Origin of the sequence: Nostoc sp. UHCC 0870 (genome assembly GCF_022063185.1) — a bacterium.
In the GTDB taxonomy this organism is placed as follows: Bacteria; Cyanobacteriota; Cyanobacteriia; order Cyanobacteriales; family Nostocaceae; genus Trichormus.
Genome location: NZ_CP091913.1, coordinates 4,210,735 through 4,227,546, shown reverse-complemented (window position 1 = coordinate 4,227,546; position 16,812 = coordinate 4,210,735). Strand labels below are relative to the sequence as shown.

Here is a 16,812-nt window from a genome sequence, read left to right as displayed (position 1 = left end):
CACACAGAGGGGCGTGAAGGTTTGATGACAGCTTTGTGTTTTGTGACCAGTACACTCAGTTAGGCTAGTGCAACACAAACAAATAATCGATAAACTTGTAAAAACCTGAAATAATACAGATAATAACTAAACTTAAATTTATAAGATCAAAATTTTCCTATAAATTGTTGGTAGAAATTATTTGTGTTTAGCTGTTAGTGTCATGAATCCATGCCATCCCTGAACCTGGCGATCGCCCGTCTCATCAATACTGGCAATGATAGTTTCGCCATTTGGGTGGTTAAAGCTCCCTATCCCAGTGGTTACGTTCTGCGTGACTGTGGATGGCCGGCTGAACTCACTCAAGTTTGGCAAGAATGGCAACAAATGTTTGCTGGTCATAGCGGTATCAATATTTCTACAAGCTCAACCCATCGGTCAGTCAATCAACTGCCAATGAATTTAGTTGCACCCCCTAGTGGGCAAAATACTGGTTACGGCAGTCGTTTGATGCAATATTTGGGTATTAATCTCTGGCGTTGGGTGTTTGAAGGGTCAATTCTCGGTAGTCTAGAACGCAGTCGTGGTATGGCGATGGGTCAAAAAACACGGCTGAAATTTCGCTTGGAAATCCGCGACCCAGATTTGATCGCTCTACCTTGGGAAATCATGCAGCGAGAGCCTGGACAACCTGCTATGTCTCTCTCTCCAGATTTGCTGTTTAGCCGCACCACCAGCGAAGTTGAACACCTACCACTTTTACGCACTGATCAAGCTTTAAAAATCCTCTTGGTTCTCGGTCACGATCAAAACCTGCAACTGCAAAAAGAAGCATCTATCCTAGAACAAACTTTATTAAGTGGTGGTCAGGTGGGTAGCTATGGTCAAAAGTATGCTTCTTGCACAGTTAAAACACTGCTGCAACCTACTCCCCAAGAGTTAATTCAAGAGTTAGAAACTAAAGCATACAACGTCTTTTTCTACGCTGGTCACGGTTTACCAAATCCTGACGGCGGACTGTTATTTTTGCGCCCTAGTATGACCCTTAACGGCATAGAATTAGCCCAAGTCTTAACTCGTAGTGCGGTGAAATTGGCAGTGCTTAACGCCTGCTGGGGAGCGCAACCAGCAGCAATTAATCATCAAGCTATCCCCGCCAGTAGCTTGGCAGAAGTTTTGATTCGTCATGGTGTCCCGGCGGTGTTGGGAATGCGGGATGAAATTGCTGATCGTGAAAGTCACAGTTTTATCCAGGTTTTTGCTAAAGCTTTAAGGTCACGTAAACCAATTGACGAAGCAGTAGCGGAAGCTAGGCAAGAACTGTTAACACTGTATAAGTACAATCAGCCTGCTTGGACTTTACCTGTTCTTTATCTGCATCCAGATTTTGATGGAGAATTGATAAAAGGTGTTGATGAAGGAGTGACAGAACTACCAGATACTATCATTCCTAATTTAGATGCTTCTGTACCTGTTGCCTGTTTGCGATCGCTTTCTCCCGGCGGTCGTTCCTGGTTTTTAAGAATTGGTGTCACCCGCATTGGTCGTACTAAAGATAATGATATTGTCATCTCCGAACCCTCGGTTTCTAAACGACACGCCGAAATTCTCTGTCGCAATACTTTTAACGGCACAACTCCAGTGAGAACCTATTACCTCCAAGATTTCTCTACCTATGGTACAACTTGGTATTTAGGAACTAATGGTTGGCAACAAATACTCCGGGAGGAAGTATCATTACAATCAGGAATGCAGTTAAAGTTTGGTAGTTCTAGAGGAGAAATTTGGGAGTTTATTATTGAAGAGGAGAAAATTTCTTGAAGCACGAGGGTTTCCCCAGCAAGACAATAAAATTCTTTTTTGCGGAAAATAGAATTTAACAAGTGTAGCTGTCAATATCCCTAAACTACTTCATTAGGAAAGAATCAATGACTCATCAAATTAACGGTTCAGACACTCACCATTCTCTAACATCTCAAGTGGAATTAGAATTGTTAGCAGCTTTGTTAGAACCAGAAGATGCTACTTATCCTTGGAATCCAACAGATGATGAATCAGAAGCATATTTTTACGAGCTAGAACAACAGTTTGCTATGGCAGAGGTGCTAGAGGAAGAATTTACTAGCCGATCGCAAACTTTTTTTCATCAATTAGATAACCTGTGGTTACAGGTGGAAAATTCAACATATTACAACTGTAATACAATTACGGCTGCGGTGAGTAGTCTTCAAGAAAATTTACAAAAAGCTTTTGCGGCTAGCATCCCTCAAAACTGGTTGAATGCGATCGCAGCTAAAGCTACAGAAATTGTCACTTCTCAACAATCTTTAGGTGAGCAATTGATAGAGTGTGTCCAGGCTGTACTACCTACCTGGGAAGCTGATGATCTGTCAATTTTAGCTCGTCCCTATGCCTATGCGATGCGTAGCGGTGAGCCACACAAGATTGGTTCAATTAATAATGTAGAAGATTGGACGGCTCTATCTGAAATAGAACAAGCAAAAATGGGAATGGCGATCGCCTACTATGCCCTTAGAGAACTCAACGAATCTGAGTCTGAAGGTTGATTAATAGTTTAATTTTTGCTGTCATGTTTTTACCAGTAATCTCAAACCATGATCACAAATCTGGTTTCGATTGCTAGAATAGCCAACAAATCAAAATTTTTTCTGCAAAATCCCTAATCTCAAATCCTAAATTAGTCTGATTTGGCTCACAGAAGAAGCTTTTGTGGCATTGTTTCGATTAACGATCATTTGTTTTAAACTAAAATATGCCACAGTAGGATAACAATAAAAGAATTACAGAACTCTGCCATCTATCCTAAGAGAGAACATAGGCAGAAGGAAGTCATGAGTTATTTCGGCTCAAGAAAACGAGTAGCAAAATTTTGCGATCGCGTGGGTGATAATGCCCTCGCCTTGAGAATCGCCGCCATCAAGAAAGCGTAAGACAACACACCAACAACAACTAATAGCAAATTATTACTGTGTCCGGCGGTATTCCACAAAGCATGGAGTGCAGCCGCGCTAAGATAACCAACAGCCAGAATTTGTTTAGCATGACGGGGTTTGAGTGCAGCTAACCCGATGAAATATCCCAGATAACCACTATAAGCCATGTGTCCGGCTGGTAAACCGAGAATTCTAGCAATCAGAACTTGTAAGCCTACCTCTGAACCTGCTTGTAAAGATACGGCTGGTACATATTGACCTAAAGTTTCTACTAAGGTAAAACCAACAGCAGAAGCCGTTCCTAAGAGAATGCCATCTAAAGGTTCCCATACTCCTATCCGTTCGCGCCAGGGAGAGGGGAGTGCTACAGCTGCTAGATATGCACCAAGTATTGGCAAAGCTTTGAGTAATTCCTCCATTAACCCAGCACCAAAAAAGTAGCGCACAAATAATTCTGTAAGGCTGCTGACAGGCTGATCTATCGGGGGTACATTACCAGGGAGAAGTTCACGGAAAACGAAGATAAAGAAACTTAATATGGGACTGAGTAAGATAATAATCGTCGATAACGCTGCACCTACGAGCATCCACCAAGGCTTGGGTTTACCACACAGTTGGTAAATGAAATAGTAAGCAGCCAGTGCGATGTAAGAGGCGACAATTACCTGATTAGCTTGCGGCTGTCCTACCGTAGCAAACATCAGCACCACAAATATCACTGTGAGTATTCCCGGTACAAGATAAGCTTTGCGAGTTAAATCTTTACCTGTGGAAATAATCGGAAATAGTTGGGTAAAGCTGACAGCATCAGGCTTTGATTGTCTAGAATTTTTTGCTGATGGTAGCGGTGCAACTTGGTTGGTAATTACCGTGGGTTGAGGTGCAATTGCATACTCGAACATAAATTGTGGCCCATCAGCACCCAATGCAATGCGATCGCCTGCGTGCAGTTCTTGACATCCATATAAGCGTTGTCCATTTAAATAAGTGCCATTAGCACTATTCAAATCACAAAGTACCCAGTTAAATTTGCTATCTAAGGACGAAGCAACGGGACGAACCACAGCATGACGACGGGATACCATCCGGTACATCATGGCATCCAAGACAACTTGGCAGCTGGGGTCACGTCCAATTACTGCTTCTTTGCTGGTAAGCGAGTAGCGAGATTCTGACCCAAATGCTTCTCCATTACCAGACACTAGCCTTAGAAAAGCATTATGCCTTGCGTTTTTGCCTGTCATCGAGTTAGAGAGTGTCTTTCCAAACTAATCCACAAAAAAATACCTTGGCAGTAGGACTTAACCTCAGCCACACGAATAGCAGCATTGCTAAGTACACTATAGCTTTACTCTATGCGAATAAATTCAAAATTAGCTCACTCAAAATTTAAAATTCTTTCAACCAGTTATTTCCAACAATTGTGGCAAGGATTTCCACTTGAAAAAGTATCCTTTGTACCTTGTTGATAAGATGTTTCTATGAGATTATATGTTTCATAGATTATCATAATACTGATATAGATAAATACATACATATTTAAAAGTGATTTGTAGTATTATTTATGACAATTAACGAAACAACGAAAGAGAAGTGTGAAGAGATTTTAAGCCATTTTTTTATTTAATAGGACTTACGCAGCAAGCAGATTTTTTATGTAATGTGTGTGACCCTGCGAAAGTATTTGAACGTAGTTATGAGACTTATAGCGTCACGCCCCAACCATCAATTGTGACACTTGGGTAAGTCCTGTTTAATTAAAATTTGTGAGACTGGCGAGATTTTATAAACCCGGTTTTCCTTCTCTCACAAATCATCTAACATTGCTATAACAGTCGCTAGGCGTTATCTGAAACATTTGGAACTATCTCTGGAGGTAGTGGTTAACTAGTGAGCGATCGCTACACTTAAAAAATTAATTGCAAGGAAACATTAATATGCTTTATAAATGGTTCAACAAGTATTTAGAGTCTCGACCTTGCCTAACTGCCTTTAATGATTTAGAAGAGAAAGAGCCTCGACAGCACATACATTTTATTCTATTTCCCAGTAACAGGTGGTTTAATATCACACTTAACCAAATTTTGGATCGTCCAGAATGGTACAAAGGATTACTTCATAATCATCCTTGGTTTAATATCAGTATTATTTTGAAAGGTGGCTACTGGGAGAAAACAGAGAAAGACTTAAAGTGGTATAGAACTGGTTCAATTATCTTTCGTTCTGCGAAAAAATTTCATTGTATCTGGATTAATGACAGTGAAGAAGCTTGGACTTTGTTTATCCACGGACCAGTTAGTAAAAAGGGATTTGATTTCACCCAGGATGGCTTACCAATAACTCCAGAACAGGTTGGATTACCAAAAGCTTCTGTAAAAGGCTAATAAGCAAGATTTCTGCAAGTGTCCTAGGTTTATGGTTGAGGCTGTCAATAGTCATTAGTCTGAGAAGCTTGATTTATAAAAACCCCAACCTTGACTTTGTATCAGGACTTACGCAAGTGTCACAATCGATCGCTGGTGCGTGACGCTATAAGTCTGATGACTACGTTCCAATACTTTCGCAGCGTCACACACCCTACATAAAAAATATGCCAGTTGCGTAAGTCCTATGTATGTCAGTTGCGTCAGTCTTAATTTAGACTTTAACTACTTCTAGATGCTCAACTTTAATTCCAAGTACAATTTTTAGACATGACAGATTTTCCTAGCGTCTAAATATTGACTAAATTAAATTCTGCGATCGCACGGGGAAAATTTTTGTTTTCGTGGCTGGGACGACTGAGTTTAATCAAAGCAAAACGTTGTAATGGTGTTAGAGTTACCCACTGTGATAAGGTGATAGTTATGCCTATTTCTTGGGCTTTTTCTGCCAGAGTGACTGGCAAATTATTAGAGTCTAACCATGCGGGATAAGGATCTATAGGTAATGTGGCAACAGGTGTACCTGTGCGTTCTAAAATTAATTGCTGGAGATATTCTTGGTAAGTTTGAATTTCGGCTGCTGTTGTGCAAGGTAAGGTAACTAAAGCTTCACGTTCAGCTTGAGTTATTTGATGCCAATCAGATAGTTTTAGCTTAATGCCACAGGTATCAAGTTTATAGCGTACCTGCATGGGTATACAACGGAGAGAATCAACAAAATCTGCTTCAAATTCAAAAAATGTATTCATATTCGCATTGCCAAAATTATATTTAAATTCATCCAACTCTGTTTTTGTAATAAGTTGTATTTAATACTTATCAACTAGGACGGAAGCGAACATTATTGGTCATTACTAGGAATTTCACTAGCTGAAAAGCTCATATTTTTATGTAGTTTTTTAATGTCTATCGCTAGAATTACTATAACGAATTATTAAGTAACTAATTGATAAGGCTAACACCGCAGTTCCTAAACCAATAATATCTAGACCTCTCACTTTTTCCAAATCCAGAATAATGATTTTTCTAGCTACAGCAATTAATGATGTGACAATTACTAATTCTACTTGAAAAACGTGCCTTTTTAAATAAGCTGTAATGTTTTCCAGTATTTCTAATGCAATTAGGATGTTTAAAAATAAGCCGAAAATTTTAAATAGTGTTGTATTAATTGCACCGTAGGGTGTAGTAAAAACTTCTTTAACTATATAAGTCCCTAAATCTACAATTGCTACCAAAATTACTATCACCATAAAAATAGATAGAATTTTGGAAACTAATACCTCTATATGTTCTATGACGTGCATAAAACTTTCATCTTTAGTAAAGCCCAAAATTTGCCTGATTAATTTCTTCATTGGCTGCACCCATTTTCACTTAAGCCCGATAATTAAAAACCAAAATAAAAATCCTCTAGATTTATCTACAGGATTAATCATCGGCATATTAAAATTATCTTATCTTGGTAATAGTCAATATCAGTACATCAAAAGTTATAATAGTAATTATTGACTATCTTGTGGTAATAAATTTGCTATCTAGCAGCTTACCATTGTGAGGACTGGAGTTGAGAACTTTTAGTTTTACTTGTTAAAAAAACAGGTATTAGTTGTACAGCACAGGCTTTTAATTCTGGTTGTAGTGAATCAGGACAAGATTCTGGGTGGGTGAGGGCGTTAGCTTCCGCATTGTCAGCCCAGAGAAAACCCCAGTGCATGGGGACGAATACTGTGCCGGGTGAAATTGCTTTGGTAACTTTGGCTTTAAACTGAGCTTGACCACGACGCGATCGCACTTCTACCATTTGATTATCGATAATTCCCAACTTAGCCGCATCACGGGGATGAATTTCTATAAATGGTTCTGGGTGCATAGCGCGGATTTTTTCAATCCTTCCTGTGCGGGTTTGGGTGTGCCAATGTCCGTAAAGTCGCCCAGTAGTTAACACAAAAGGATAATCTGGATTTGGCGGTTCTGCCAATCCCTTAGAATAATATGCCCCAAATCGGGCGCGTCCATCTGGTGTAGGAAAATGTAAATCAGTATAAAGTCTTTTTGAGTGCTGAGTGCTGAGTGCTGAGTGCTGAGTGGGGGGTGCTGAGTGGGGAGTGGTTAAGGGATGCGGCCATTGTGTTGCGCCTTCTATCCGTAACTGTTCATGACTAATTCCAGTCATATCGCAAATACGACCCCTGGTTAATTGGACAAACTCGGCGTAAACTTCCGCAGAATTATTAAAGGAGAACTTGTCCCCAAAGCCTAATCTACGCCCAACTTCTGCAAAGATTTCCCAATCGGCTTTAGCTTCTCGTGGTGGTTGACGGAATGCTGAACACAAAGTTACGCGACGTTCCGAATTTGTCATTATGCCAGTTTTCTCACTCCACTGCGCCGCCGGGAGGAGGACATGGGCATAAGCTGAGGTTTCTGTGGGGTAATATGCGTCTTGGTAAATTGTGAAAGGCGATCGCAATAACGCTTTCTTAGTCCGTTCCAAATCTGGCATACTTACAGCTGGGTTAGTAGCTGCAATCCACAACAACCCTACAGCCCCATCTTCCAAACCTGTAATCATATCCCAAGCTGTTAAACCAGGATGGGGTGAAATTTGTCCAGGCTGTAATTGCCAAAATTCTTCTACCTCAGCCCGATGTTGGGGATTTTTTACCAAGCGATAACCGGGTAACAACTGTGATAAACCGCCAGCTTCCCGTCCTCCCATTGCATTGGGTTGACCGGTGAGGGAAAAAGGCCCCGCCCCTGGTTTACCGACTTGTCCGGTCATCAGGTGTAGATTAATAATAGTTCTAACTTTTGCTGTCCCTTCAGTTGATTGATTTACACCCATCGACCACAAAGATAATACACGCTGCGATTTACCCCAATAACGGGCGGCGGTTTCTAAATCTTCAATGCTGATTCCACATTGACGGGCTACAACTTCGGGTGAATAGTGGCGGATGACTTCAGCGTAAGCAGAAAAGTTGCTGGTACAGTCATCGATGAAGCTAACATCTATCATCTGCCAACGCATTAATAAATGGGCAATCCCATTTAACAAATCGATATCTGTACCGGGACGAATCGCCAAATGTAAGTCAGCAGCTTCGGCTGTTGGTGTGCGTCGGGGGTCAACCACAATCATTTTCACATGACGGTTTTTTTTGTGGTATTTCTGCAACCGGTTAAAAACGATGGGGTGACATTCGGCGGTATTTGTCCCGATTAAAAATGCACAATCAGTTAATTCCAAGTCGTCATAACAGCAGGGAGGTCCATCTGAACCAAAACTTTGGATGTACCCAGATACCGCACTAGACATACATAACCGGGAGTTAGCATCGAAATTATTAGTCCCCAAACAACCTTTGATTAATTTTTGGGCGATGTAGTAGTCCTCAGTTTGAAACTGACCAGAACCATACATACATATAGCTTCTACCCCTTGAGTACAGCGCACGTTTTGAATGCGTTGGGTGATGAGATTAAACGCTTCATCCCAACTGACGCGGCGGAACTCTTGATCTAACGAGTCGCGCACCATTGGGTATTGTAGTCTATCTTTATCTAATGATTCGGCGATCGTTGCACCTTTGACGCAAACCATACCCTGACTAGATGGGTGGGCTTTATCGCCGCGCACTCGCCAAATGGGATTTCCTTGGCTATCTCGATTAGTTGCTGTATTGGGTTGGGCTGGGGGTGAAACTTCTAAGCCGCAGCCGACACCACAGTAAGGGCATAGGGTTTTGGTAGATTCGGTCAAGTCGCTTCGCTCCAATTCAAAATTCAAAATTCAAAATTAAATACTGGTGACTGTTAATTGACCACTCACCACTCACCACTCATTACTCATTACTCATTACTCATTACTCATTACTCATTACTCAGCACTCAGCACTCATTACTCATTACTCATCATGAGCAAATCGACGAAATAAGAAATCTAGGGCGTAGTTGCGGAGGTTGTAGTATTCTTGGTCTTCCATGATTTGGCGGCGGTTGCGGGGACGGGAAAAGGGTATATCTAAAATTTCGCCGATTTGGGCGGCTGGGCCGTTTGTCATCATCACAACTCGGTCGGCTAGGAATAAAGCTTCATCGATGTCATGGGTAATCATCAGGACGGTGACTTGATGATCACTCCAGATTTGTAGTAGTTCTTCTTGTAGTTCTTCTTTGGTGATTGCGTCTAATGCGCCGAAGGGTTCATCGAGAATTAAGACTTTGGGACGGATGGATAAGGCGCGGGCGATCGCTACTCTTTGTTTCATTCCGCCGGAAATTTGGTGGGGTTTTTTGTCGGCTGCTTCTGTTAAGCCCACCATTGCTAGATGTTCTCTGACTATGGCGCGTTTTTCGGCTTGGGGTTTGTGGGGAAATACTGCATCTACTGCTAGGTAAACGTTTTCAAAGACGTTTAGCCAAGGTAATAAGCAGTAGTTTTGGAAGACCATCATCCGGTCTGGGCCCGGTTCGGTGATGGGTTGGTCTTGTAGGAGGACTACGCCATCGGTGGGGGTGTTGAACCCGGAAATCATGTTGAGTAGGGTCGATTTTCCGCAGCCTGAGTGTCCTATTAAGCATACGAATTCGCCTTCGCGTATTTTGAGGTCGATTCCATCTAGTACGGTGTATGGGCCTTCGGATGTGGGGTAAATTTTGCTGACACCTTCAATTACTAGGAAGTTGTCGGCTTTGGGTGTGGGGGGTTTTTTGGGTTGGGTGGTTCTTACTGTTTGCATGGGTTTTATGGATTTAGGATTGTTTCGCGCAAAGGCGCAGAGGCGCGGAGGGGGAGAGAAGAAGAGAAGAGGAATTAGTGGCTAAATGAAGATTTCTTCTACTCGGATTTGATGTTTGATTTCTAGGCTTTTTAGGTAGTCTAGGGGTTCGGAGGGGTTGAAGGTTTTGCCGTCGAATAGGTGAATGGGGTTGTCTTCGCCTATGTCTAGTAGGCCTAGGTCGCGGGCTGCTTCACCAAATATGTCTGTGCGACAAACTCTTTCGATGACTTCTACCCAGTTTTTGGGGAAGGGTGTGATACTCCAGCGTGCTAGTTGGGTGAGCATCCACAAGATTTCTGTGCGGTTGGGGTAGTTGGTTCTATTTAGGTAAAACTGGTTGTAAGCTGTGAGTTCTTGGGCTGGTTTACCGTCGCCGCGATCGTAGGGGTCGATGAAACCGGGACGAATATATGCAGGGTTTACGTCTAGGTACTCAGGACGACAGAGTAATTCTAGGATTTCTGGACGGTTGCGGGGGTCGTCACAGTATTGGCAAGCTTCTAGAAGTGCTTTAATTAAGGCTAAATTGGTTTCTGGGTATTTTTGCACCCATTCTTCTCTGACTCCTAATACTTGCTTTGGCTGTCCTGACCAAATTTCTAAAGCGGTTGCGGCTACGAAACCTAAGCCTTCATGTACAGCTTGATAGTTCCACGGTTCTCCTGCACAATAACCGTCAATGTATCCGGCTTCGAGTTGAGCAACCATTTGTGTGGGTGGAATTACTTTCAGGCTGATATCTTGATCAGGATCTATTCCACCAGCTGCTAACCAGTAACGCAGAATTAAGTTTTGCATTGATGCTGGATGCACTACTCCCAAGGTGAAAATCTGGTCGGGAGTAGCGTTAATTACGGCTTTTAAGTCTGACAGACTACGCACGCCTTGGTTATACAATCTTTTACTAAAGGTGATGGCGTTAGCGTTGCGCGAGAGGTTGAGGGCGTTAATTACGGGGATTGACGGATTTCCACCCGCACCCAAGGTCAGGGAAAGGGGCATTCCTGCAAGCATCTGGGCTGCGTCTAATCTACCAGTGACAAAACCTTTGGTGATTTCCTGCCAACTGTTGGCTTTACTGAGAATGATATTGTCTAAGCCGTACTTGGCAAAGAAGCCTTTTTCTTTGGCGACAATTAAAGGTGCAGCGTCCGTTAAGGGCATAAAGCCAATTTCTAGGATGGCTTTAGCTGTGCTTGTGGGAGATGTTACTAAACGCTGGGTTTGACGTTTCTTAGCTAGTTTTTGTTGATTAAGGAAGTAAATTATTTCATTCCGCAGATTATAGTAACTGGGATGCTTAACTACTTCCAAACGCTGACGGGGACGGGGGATGGGGACTTCGAGAATTTGTCCAATGTGGGCTTCTGGCCCGTTGGTGAGCATGACGACGCGATCGCTCAACAATAATGCTTCATCTACATCATGTGTCACCATCACAGAGGTAACGTTATGCTCATTGCAGATTTTCATCAATTGTTCCTGCAAACTCCCCCGTGTCAAGGCATCCAAAGCCCCAAATGGTTCGTCTAACAACAACAACTTAGGACGAGTAGCCAAAGCGCGGGCGATCGCCACCCGTTGTTTCATCCCCCCAGACAACTCACTAGGACGTTTATTAGCTGCTGGGCGCAGTCCCACCATATCAATATGTTCTTCAATAATTCCTCGCCGTTCACCCTTGGGCTTACCCTGATAAACTTCATCTACAGCCAGAGCAATATTTTCTCTAACAGTTAACCAAGGAAGCAACGAATAGTTTTGAAATACCACCATGCGATCGGGACTAGGATCTCTAATTTCCCGCCCTTCCAAAGTTACACCGCCAATACTCGCGCGATCTAAACCTGCAATGATATTGAGCAGCGTAGACTTACCACAACCAGAATGTCCAATTAGAGAAACAAATTCCCCTTGCTTAATTTTCAATTCAATATTTTTCAGGGCAATATATCTACCACCATTAGGTAAATCAAACACCCGATCAACGTGGTCAACTTCAACAAAAGTAGTCATTTTTTTAATTCGTAATTCGTAATGACGCTCTCTACGAGACGCTGCGCGAACGAAGACTCGCTAACGCTACGCTAACGTAATTCGTAGTTTTAATTTAGGGAAGTAATTTCCTATTCCCTACTTCTGGTCTGCTACAACTTTGCTGGCAACAAAACCTACTAATCTATCTAGTAATAAGCCAACTAAACCGACATAAATCAGAGCCAAAATAATTTCACTCAGATTAGTTTCTGTAGTTGTGTTGTAGGCATCCCAAATAAATGAGCCAATACCTACACCACCAACTAACATTTCGGCGGCTACAATTGCCAACCAAGATAAACCAATGCCAATTCTTAATCCAGTGAATATGTAAGGAACAGTTGCAGGGAAGACAATTTTCAGGAAATATTTTGCACCTTTGAGTTTTAAAACTTTAGCTACATTAATATAGTCTTGAGGAATTTGTTGTACTCCAACAGTCGTATTGATAATAATTGGCCAAATTGAAGTAATGAAAATTACGAAAATTGCTGAAGGATTAGCTTGTTGAAATGCTGCTAAAGAAATAGGTAGCCATGCTAGAGGCGGGACAGTTCGTAATACTTGAAATATGGGGTCTACAGCATTGTAAACTAGTCGATTTGCGCCGACTAAAATACCCAAGACAATGCCAGCGATCGCAGATAACGAGAAACCTAAAGCAACTCTACCCAAACTACTAAGTAATTGCCAGCCTAAACCTTTATCACTTGCACCATTATCAAAGAAAGGATGGACAATAAACGGGTCCCAAGTTTCAGAAAAAGTTTCGATTGGCCCCGGTAACTCAAAGTTAGGCATCGCACAAACTAGTTCCCACAGCCCTAGAAAAATTGCTAACGCTACCAGTGGTGGTACAACTTTATTTAAAAGTAATTTATTGAGATTATTTCGAGACTTCTTTCTGAGCGTCCTATTTCCTAAAACAGCAGCCATATTTTCTATTATTTCCTGATATTTTAATGGTATGGATTGGATATAGCTTGGGTTGACTGAAGGAAACCCAACTCCGAGATAGTCTTTAATTATGTTGGGTTTCACTATCGTTCAACCCAACCTACTAGCTGTCACCTGTCACCTGTCACCTATAATTAGACTTTCTTGATTTTCAAGCCTTGTAAATATGCTTCGGGTTTTTCTGGATCAAATTTCACGCCATCAAAGAAAGTTTCAATACCGCGAGAAGTGCTAGTAGGAATTTCAGCATCAGCTACACTAATTGCTTTCGCTGCTTTTTTCCATAAATCTTCTCTGTTTACTTGATCAACAATTTCTTTAATCTTGGTATCTTTTGCCAGATAACCCCAACGAATATTTTCCGTTATGAACCAAATATCATGGCTTTTGTAAGGATAAGAAGCATTATCTGCCCAGAACTTCATGCGATAAGCAAATTCTTTCTCAGTGCGTCCATCGCCATAGTCAATATTGCCTTTAGACCTTTCTATAATATCTGCGGCAGCAACGTTAAAGTATTTACGGTCAGAGCAGATTTTACACATCTCCTCTTTGTTTTCTTGTTTTTCGCACCACTGTTGAGCTTCCAAAACTGCCATTAACAATGCTTGTGCAGCGTTGGGATTTTGATCAACCCAATCTTTCCGCATTGCAAAGGCTTTTTCTGGGTGATCTTTCCACAATTCACCTGTAACTAAAGCAGAATAACCCAATTTTTGGCTAACTAATTGCGCGTTCCAAGGTTCTCCCACACAGAAAGTATCGATAGTACCGACTTTCATGTTAGCTACCATTTGTGGGGGCGGAACAGGTTCTAAAACCACATCTTGATCGGGATTAATTCCACCAGCTGCTAGCCAATAGCGCATCCATAAATCGTGAGTTCCACCAGGAAAGGTAATGCCAGCTTTCAATGATTTTTGATTAGCTTTAGCTTGAGTGGCTGCTGCTTTGAGTGCCTTGCTTTCTAGATTGACGTTGAGTTCTTTATACTTCTCTGCTACAGAAATAGCCTGACCGTTAGTATTTAACCGCGCCAAGAGATACATTGGGGTTTTGTCTTTGATGGTCATTAAATAAGGCATGGGGCTAAGGATGTGTGCGCCATCAATACCACCACCGCCTGAACCAATTTTGAGGTTGTCACGGGTGACAGGCCAAGATTTTTGTTTAATCACCTCAACATCGGTCATGCCATATTTAGCAAAGAAGCCTTTTTCTTTAGCAATAATTAGGGGTGCAGCATCAGTGAGGGCGATAAATCCGAGTTTGGCTTTGGTCGTTTCTACTTTTGGTGCGTTAGCTACTGTTGAGACGTTAGCAGCTGGATTGGCTGAGGGTGCTTGGTCGCCTGTGCTAGCAGAGTTGGAATTATTAGCAGCGCAAGCATGAGTCAAGATAGAAGCCGCAGCCGCCGCACCTGTAGTAACAATAAATTTTCTTCTGGAAAAGTTGGTCATTTTTTTGTGTATGTTGTTAATTCGTCATTAGTCATTGGGCATTGAGGATCAACATTTATCAGTGATTTAAGTCTCCTCTACTTTCCCTAAACCCTAACTCAGCACCGGCTAAACGCCGCGCTACCGCTAACAGCACTCCTAACTCAGCACTCAGCACTTACCAAAGCTTCTTCTCTCGCTTTCGCGCCGAAGTGTTGGATGAGTAAATCTCGTAATACTGGCTGTAAGTCTTCGCAGGGTATGCCTTTTTGGACGCAGCTACCTAAATGTGCATCTTTACCAACTTTGCCACCCATATAGATGTCAACGCCTTCTACAGCTTTACCATTTTTACGGGCTTTAGTTCCCATCAGACCAATGTCTGCAACTTGGGGTTGTCCGCAGGAGTTGGGGCAACCTGTCCAGTGAATGCGGACTGGACGCGTGAATGTTAATTCAGTTTCCAAGGCTTCAATCATGCCTAGGGCGCGGTTTTTGGTTTCGATGAGGGCGAAGTTGCAAAACTCTGCACCTGTGCAAGATACTAGCGATCGCGCCAATAAACCAGGGTCAATAGAAAACCTCTCCAGTAAAGGATCGGTTAAAAATGTCTTCAACCGCGTGTCAGAAATATGGGGAATAATCACGTTCTGCTCAACGGTAAGCCGAATTTCACCATTGCCGTAAACATCCGCTAACCGTGCCAGTTCAAACATATCCTCGGCATACAACCGTCCTACAGGAATGTTTAAGCCGACGTAGTTTAACCCTGGTTGTTTTTGTTGATAGACTCCAATGTGATCCCGCTTTTCCCAATCAATTTCGTCTTTGGGTGCAGCAGGTAACAAGGATTTACCTAAACGATTTTCGACCTCAAGGCGAAACTTCTCTATACCCCATTCATCAATCAGCCACATCAAGCGCGATTTCAGACGATTAGCCCGTAACCCGTTATCTCGATAAACTTCTAAAATTGCTCGACTTACAGCCACTACTTCTTCTGGAGTTACCCAAGCATTCAAGGGAATCGCCGCTTCGCAACGTTTAGCTGAAAAGAAGCCCCCGACTAGGATGTTGAAGCCGAAGACTGGGGATTGGGAAAAATCTTGCCCAGTCCCTTCTTTAAACGCGGGAACGAAGGCCAAATCATTGATTTCAGCATGAACAGAATTGTCTCGTCCGCCGGCGATCGCTATATTAAATTTGCGTGGAAGATTGCTAAATTCTGGATTACCTTGTCCTTTGTTGGTCAACATATCTTGAATTTGTTGCACCAATTCGCGGGTATCATACAATTCATCTGCATCTAACCCCGCCACCGCATCACCTGTAATGTTGCGGATGTTGTCCATCCCTGATTGAACACTAGTTAAACCAACGGCGTGAAATCTCTTGAAGATATCTGGTAAGTCTTCAATTCTGATCCCCCGTAGTTGAATATTCTGTCTAGTTGTAATATCGGCGTTACCGTCATCTCCGTAACGCTGCACTACTTCTGCTAACACCCGCATCTGTTCGCTGTTGACAATCCCATTAGGCATCCGCAGCCGCATCATAAACTTACCGGGAGTAACTGGGCGAAAAAATACACCCACCCACTTGAGGCGATGATCTCGGTCGATTTCGTCCATTGCTTCCCAACCCAAAGAGGCAAGTTTTTCTATTTCTTCCTTGATGGCTAGCCCATCTTTTTCGGCTTTGAATCTCTCAAACTTATTCAGACTGGCTTTGGTGGTAGTTGCTGTATCCGTCATAAGCTCACTCTGGTTGCAAATTGCTGGTCAAGTACGAACCTCTAAACAAGTTAAAATTCCATATGAAAAAATACAGTTAACTGTAACCGTCACTCTAAAAAGTGCGGCTATATAAACCGTATTGGTACATGAAAAACCAATATTAATGCCTGATTACTTGTCCTCAAATGCTTTCTAGAGAGCTTTATTTTTTAATTCCCCCGAAGGAGGCCGCCTATTACTCACTAAACGCATGAGAATTTGTAATCTTTTACATTGGCTAAATTTGTCAAGAGGTTTGTGTGAATGTTTATGTAACAATTTCGATACTTCTCAGGTTATGTTGGGATTTAAGATAAAATCGTATAACTAGCTACAAAATTCTAGTAATAATGCTGAAATTAAATCATTAATATGCGTTTTCTGCATAACATGGGTTTAGGTGACAGGTGACAGGGGAGAGGGGACAGGGGGAGAAAAATCTAATTCCCAATGTGTATTGA

General features: G+C 42.2%; 12 protein-coding genes. 3 read left to right on the top strand and 9 right to left on the bottom strand.

Annotation, left to right across the window (positions count from 1 at the left end; all coding sequences use genetic code 11):
* The first annotated feature begins 210 nt into the window (after positions 1-210).
* Both L6494_RS17770 and L6494_RS17765 read left to right on the top strand, forming a co-directional pair.
* A complete protein-coding gene (locus L6494_RS17770; protein ID WP_237989014.1) occupies positions 211-1,800 on the top strand; it encodes a CHAT domain-containing protein in 1,590 nt (529 codons plus the stop codon).
* Positions 1,801-1,907: 107 nt separating this feature from the next.
* Positions 1,908-2,546 carry a hypothetical protein gene (locus tag L6494_RS17765; RefSeq protein ID WP_237989013.1) on the top strand — a complete coding sequence of 213 codons (639 nt, stop codon included), beginning with the start codon at positions 1,908-1,910 and terminating at the stop codon, positions 2,544-2,546.
* 290 nt (positions 2,547-2,836) lie between these two features.
* On the opposite strand, the gene L6494_RS17760 is transcribed toward L6494_RS17765, so the two are convergent.
* Positions 2,837-4,177, bottom strand: coding sequence for a PrsW family glutamic-type intramembrane protease (locus L6494_RS17760; RefSeq protein WP_237989012.1), 1,341 nt, complete (start codon positions 4,175-4,177; stop codon positions 2,837-2,839).
* Between the two features lie 693 nt (positions 4,178-4,870).
* Between L6494_RS17760 and L6494_RS17755 the strand changes: the two genes are divergently transcribed.
* Positions 4,871-5,317 carry a hypothetical protein gene (locus L6494_RS17755; RefSeq protein WP_237989011.1) on the top strand — a complete coding sequence of 149 codons (447 nt, stop codon included), beginning with the start codon at positions 4,871-4,873 and terminating at the stop codon, positions 5,315-5,317.
* A 329-nt stretch (positions 5,318-5,646) separates the two neighbouring features.
* Here the strand turns inward: L6494_RS17755 and L6494_RS17750 are convergent, their stop codons facing one another.
* The 8 genes from L6494_RS17750 to L6494_RS17715 all read right to left on the bottom strand — a co-directional run bounded on the left by L6494_RS17750 (position 5,647) and on the right by L6494_RS17715 (position 16,330).
* Positions 5,647-6,105, bottom strand: a complete 459-nt coding sequence (locus tag L6494_RS17750; RefSeq protein WP_237989010.1) for a nitrate reductase associated protein — start codon at positions 6,103-6,105, stop codon at positions 5,647-5,649.
* Positions 6,106-6,255: 150 nt separating this feature from the next.
* Positions 6,256-6,714, bottom strand: coding sequence for a phosphate-starvation-inducible PsiE family protein (locus tag L6494_RS17745; RefSeq protein ID WP_237989009.1), 459 nt, complete (start codon positions 6,712-6,714; stop codon positions 6,256-6,258).
* 188 nt (positions 6,715-6,902) lie between these two features.
* Positions 6,903-9,122, bottom strand: a complete 2,220-nt coding sequence (locus tag L6494_RS17740) for a molybdopterin oxidoreductase family protein (protein WP_237989008.1) — start codon at positions 9,120-9,122, stop codon at positions 6,903-6,905.
* Between the two features lie 145 nt (positions 9,123-9,267).
* The gene (locus tag L6494_RS17735; protein WP_237989007.1) at positions 9,268-10,101 is read right to left on the bottom strand and encodes a nitrate ABC transporter ATP-binding protein; all 834 of its coding nucleotides are present in this window, start codon (positions 10,099-10,101) and stop codon (positions 9,268-9,270) included.
* 81 nt (positions 10,102-10,182) lie between these two features.
* Positions 10,183-12,159 (bottom strand): ABC transporter ATP-binding/substrate-binding protein, encoded by a 1,977-nt coding sequence (locus L6494_RS17730; RefSeq protein WP_237989006.1) that lies wholly within the window; start codon positions 12,157-12,159, stop codon positions 10,183-10,185.
* A gap of 117 nt (positions 12,160-12,276) precedes the next feature.
* Positions 12,277-13,116: a nitrate ABC transporter permease gene (ntrB, locus tag L6494_RS17725; RefSeq protein WP_237996119.1), complete on the bottom strand. Its 840-nt coding sequence runs from the start codon at positions 13,114-13,116 to the stop codon at positions 12,277-12,279.
* Positions 13,117-13,271: 155 nt separating this feature from the next.
* Positions 13,272-14,597: a CmpA/NrtA family ABC transporter substrate-binding protein gene (locus L6494_RS17720; RefSeq protein ID WP_237989005.1), complete on the bottom strand. Its 1,326-nt coding sequence runs from the start codon at positions 14,595-14,597 to the stop codon at positions 13,272-13,274.
* 143 nt (positions 14,598-14,740) lie between these two features.
* Positions 14,741-16,330 (bottom strand): ferredoxin--nitrite reductase, encoded by a 1,590-nt coding sequence (locus L6494_RS17715; protein WP_237989004.1) that lies wholly within the window; start codon positions 16,328-16,330, stop codon positions 14,741-14,743.
* Between the last annotated feature and the right edge of the window lie 482 nt (positions 16,331-16,812).

Bases quoted from the DNA above. Each gene is read 5' to 3' on its own strand.
- L6494_RS17720 (WP_237989005.1), bottom strand. From the start codon at position 14,597: ATGACCAACTTTTCCAGAAGAAAATTTATTGTTACTACAGGTGCGGCG.
- L6494_RS17755 (WP_237989011.1), top strand. From the start codon at position 4,871: ATGCTTTATAAATGGTTCAACAAGTATTTAGAGTCTCGACCTTGCCTA.
- L6494_RS17745 (WP_237989009.1), bottom strand. From the start codon at position 6,714: ATGAAGAAATTAATCAGGCAAATTTTGGGCTTTACTAAAGATGAAAGT.
- L6494_RS17760 (WP_237989012.1), bottom strand. From the start codon at position 4,177: ATGACAGGCAAAAACGCAAGGCATAATGCTTTTCTAAGGCTAGTGTCT.
- ntrB (WP_237996119.1), bottom strand. From the start codon at position 13,116: ATGGCTGCTGTTTTAGGAAATAGGACGCTCAGAAAGAAGTCTCGAAAT.
- L6494_RS17715 (WP_237989004.1), bottom strand. From the start codon at position 16,330: ATGACGGATACAGCAACTACCACCAAAGCCAGTCTGAATAAGTTTGAG.
- L6494_RS17770 (WP_237989014.1), top strand. From the start codon at position 211: ATGCCATCCCTGAACCTGGCGATCGCCCGTCTCATCAATACTGGCAAT.
- L6494_RS17735 (WP_237989007.1), bottom strand. From the start codon at position 10,101: ATGCAAACAGTAAGAACCACCCAACCCAAAAAACCCCCCACACCCAAA.
- L6494_RS17730 (WP_237989006.1), bottom strand. From the start codon at position 12,159: ATGACTACTTTTGTTGAAGTTGACCACGTTGATCGGGTGTTTGATTTA.
- L6494_RS17750 (WP_237989010.1), bottom strand. From the start codon at position 6,105: ATGAATACATTTTTTGAATTTGAAGCAGATTTTGTTGATTCTCTCCGT.
- L6494_RS17765 (WP_237989013.1), top strand. From the start codon at position 1,908: ATGACTCATCAAATTAACGGTTCAGACACTCACCATTCTCTAACATCT.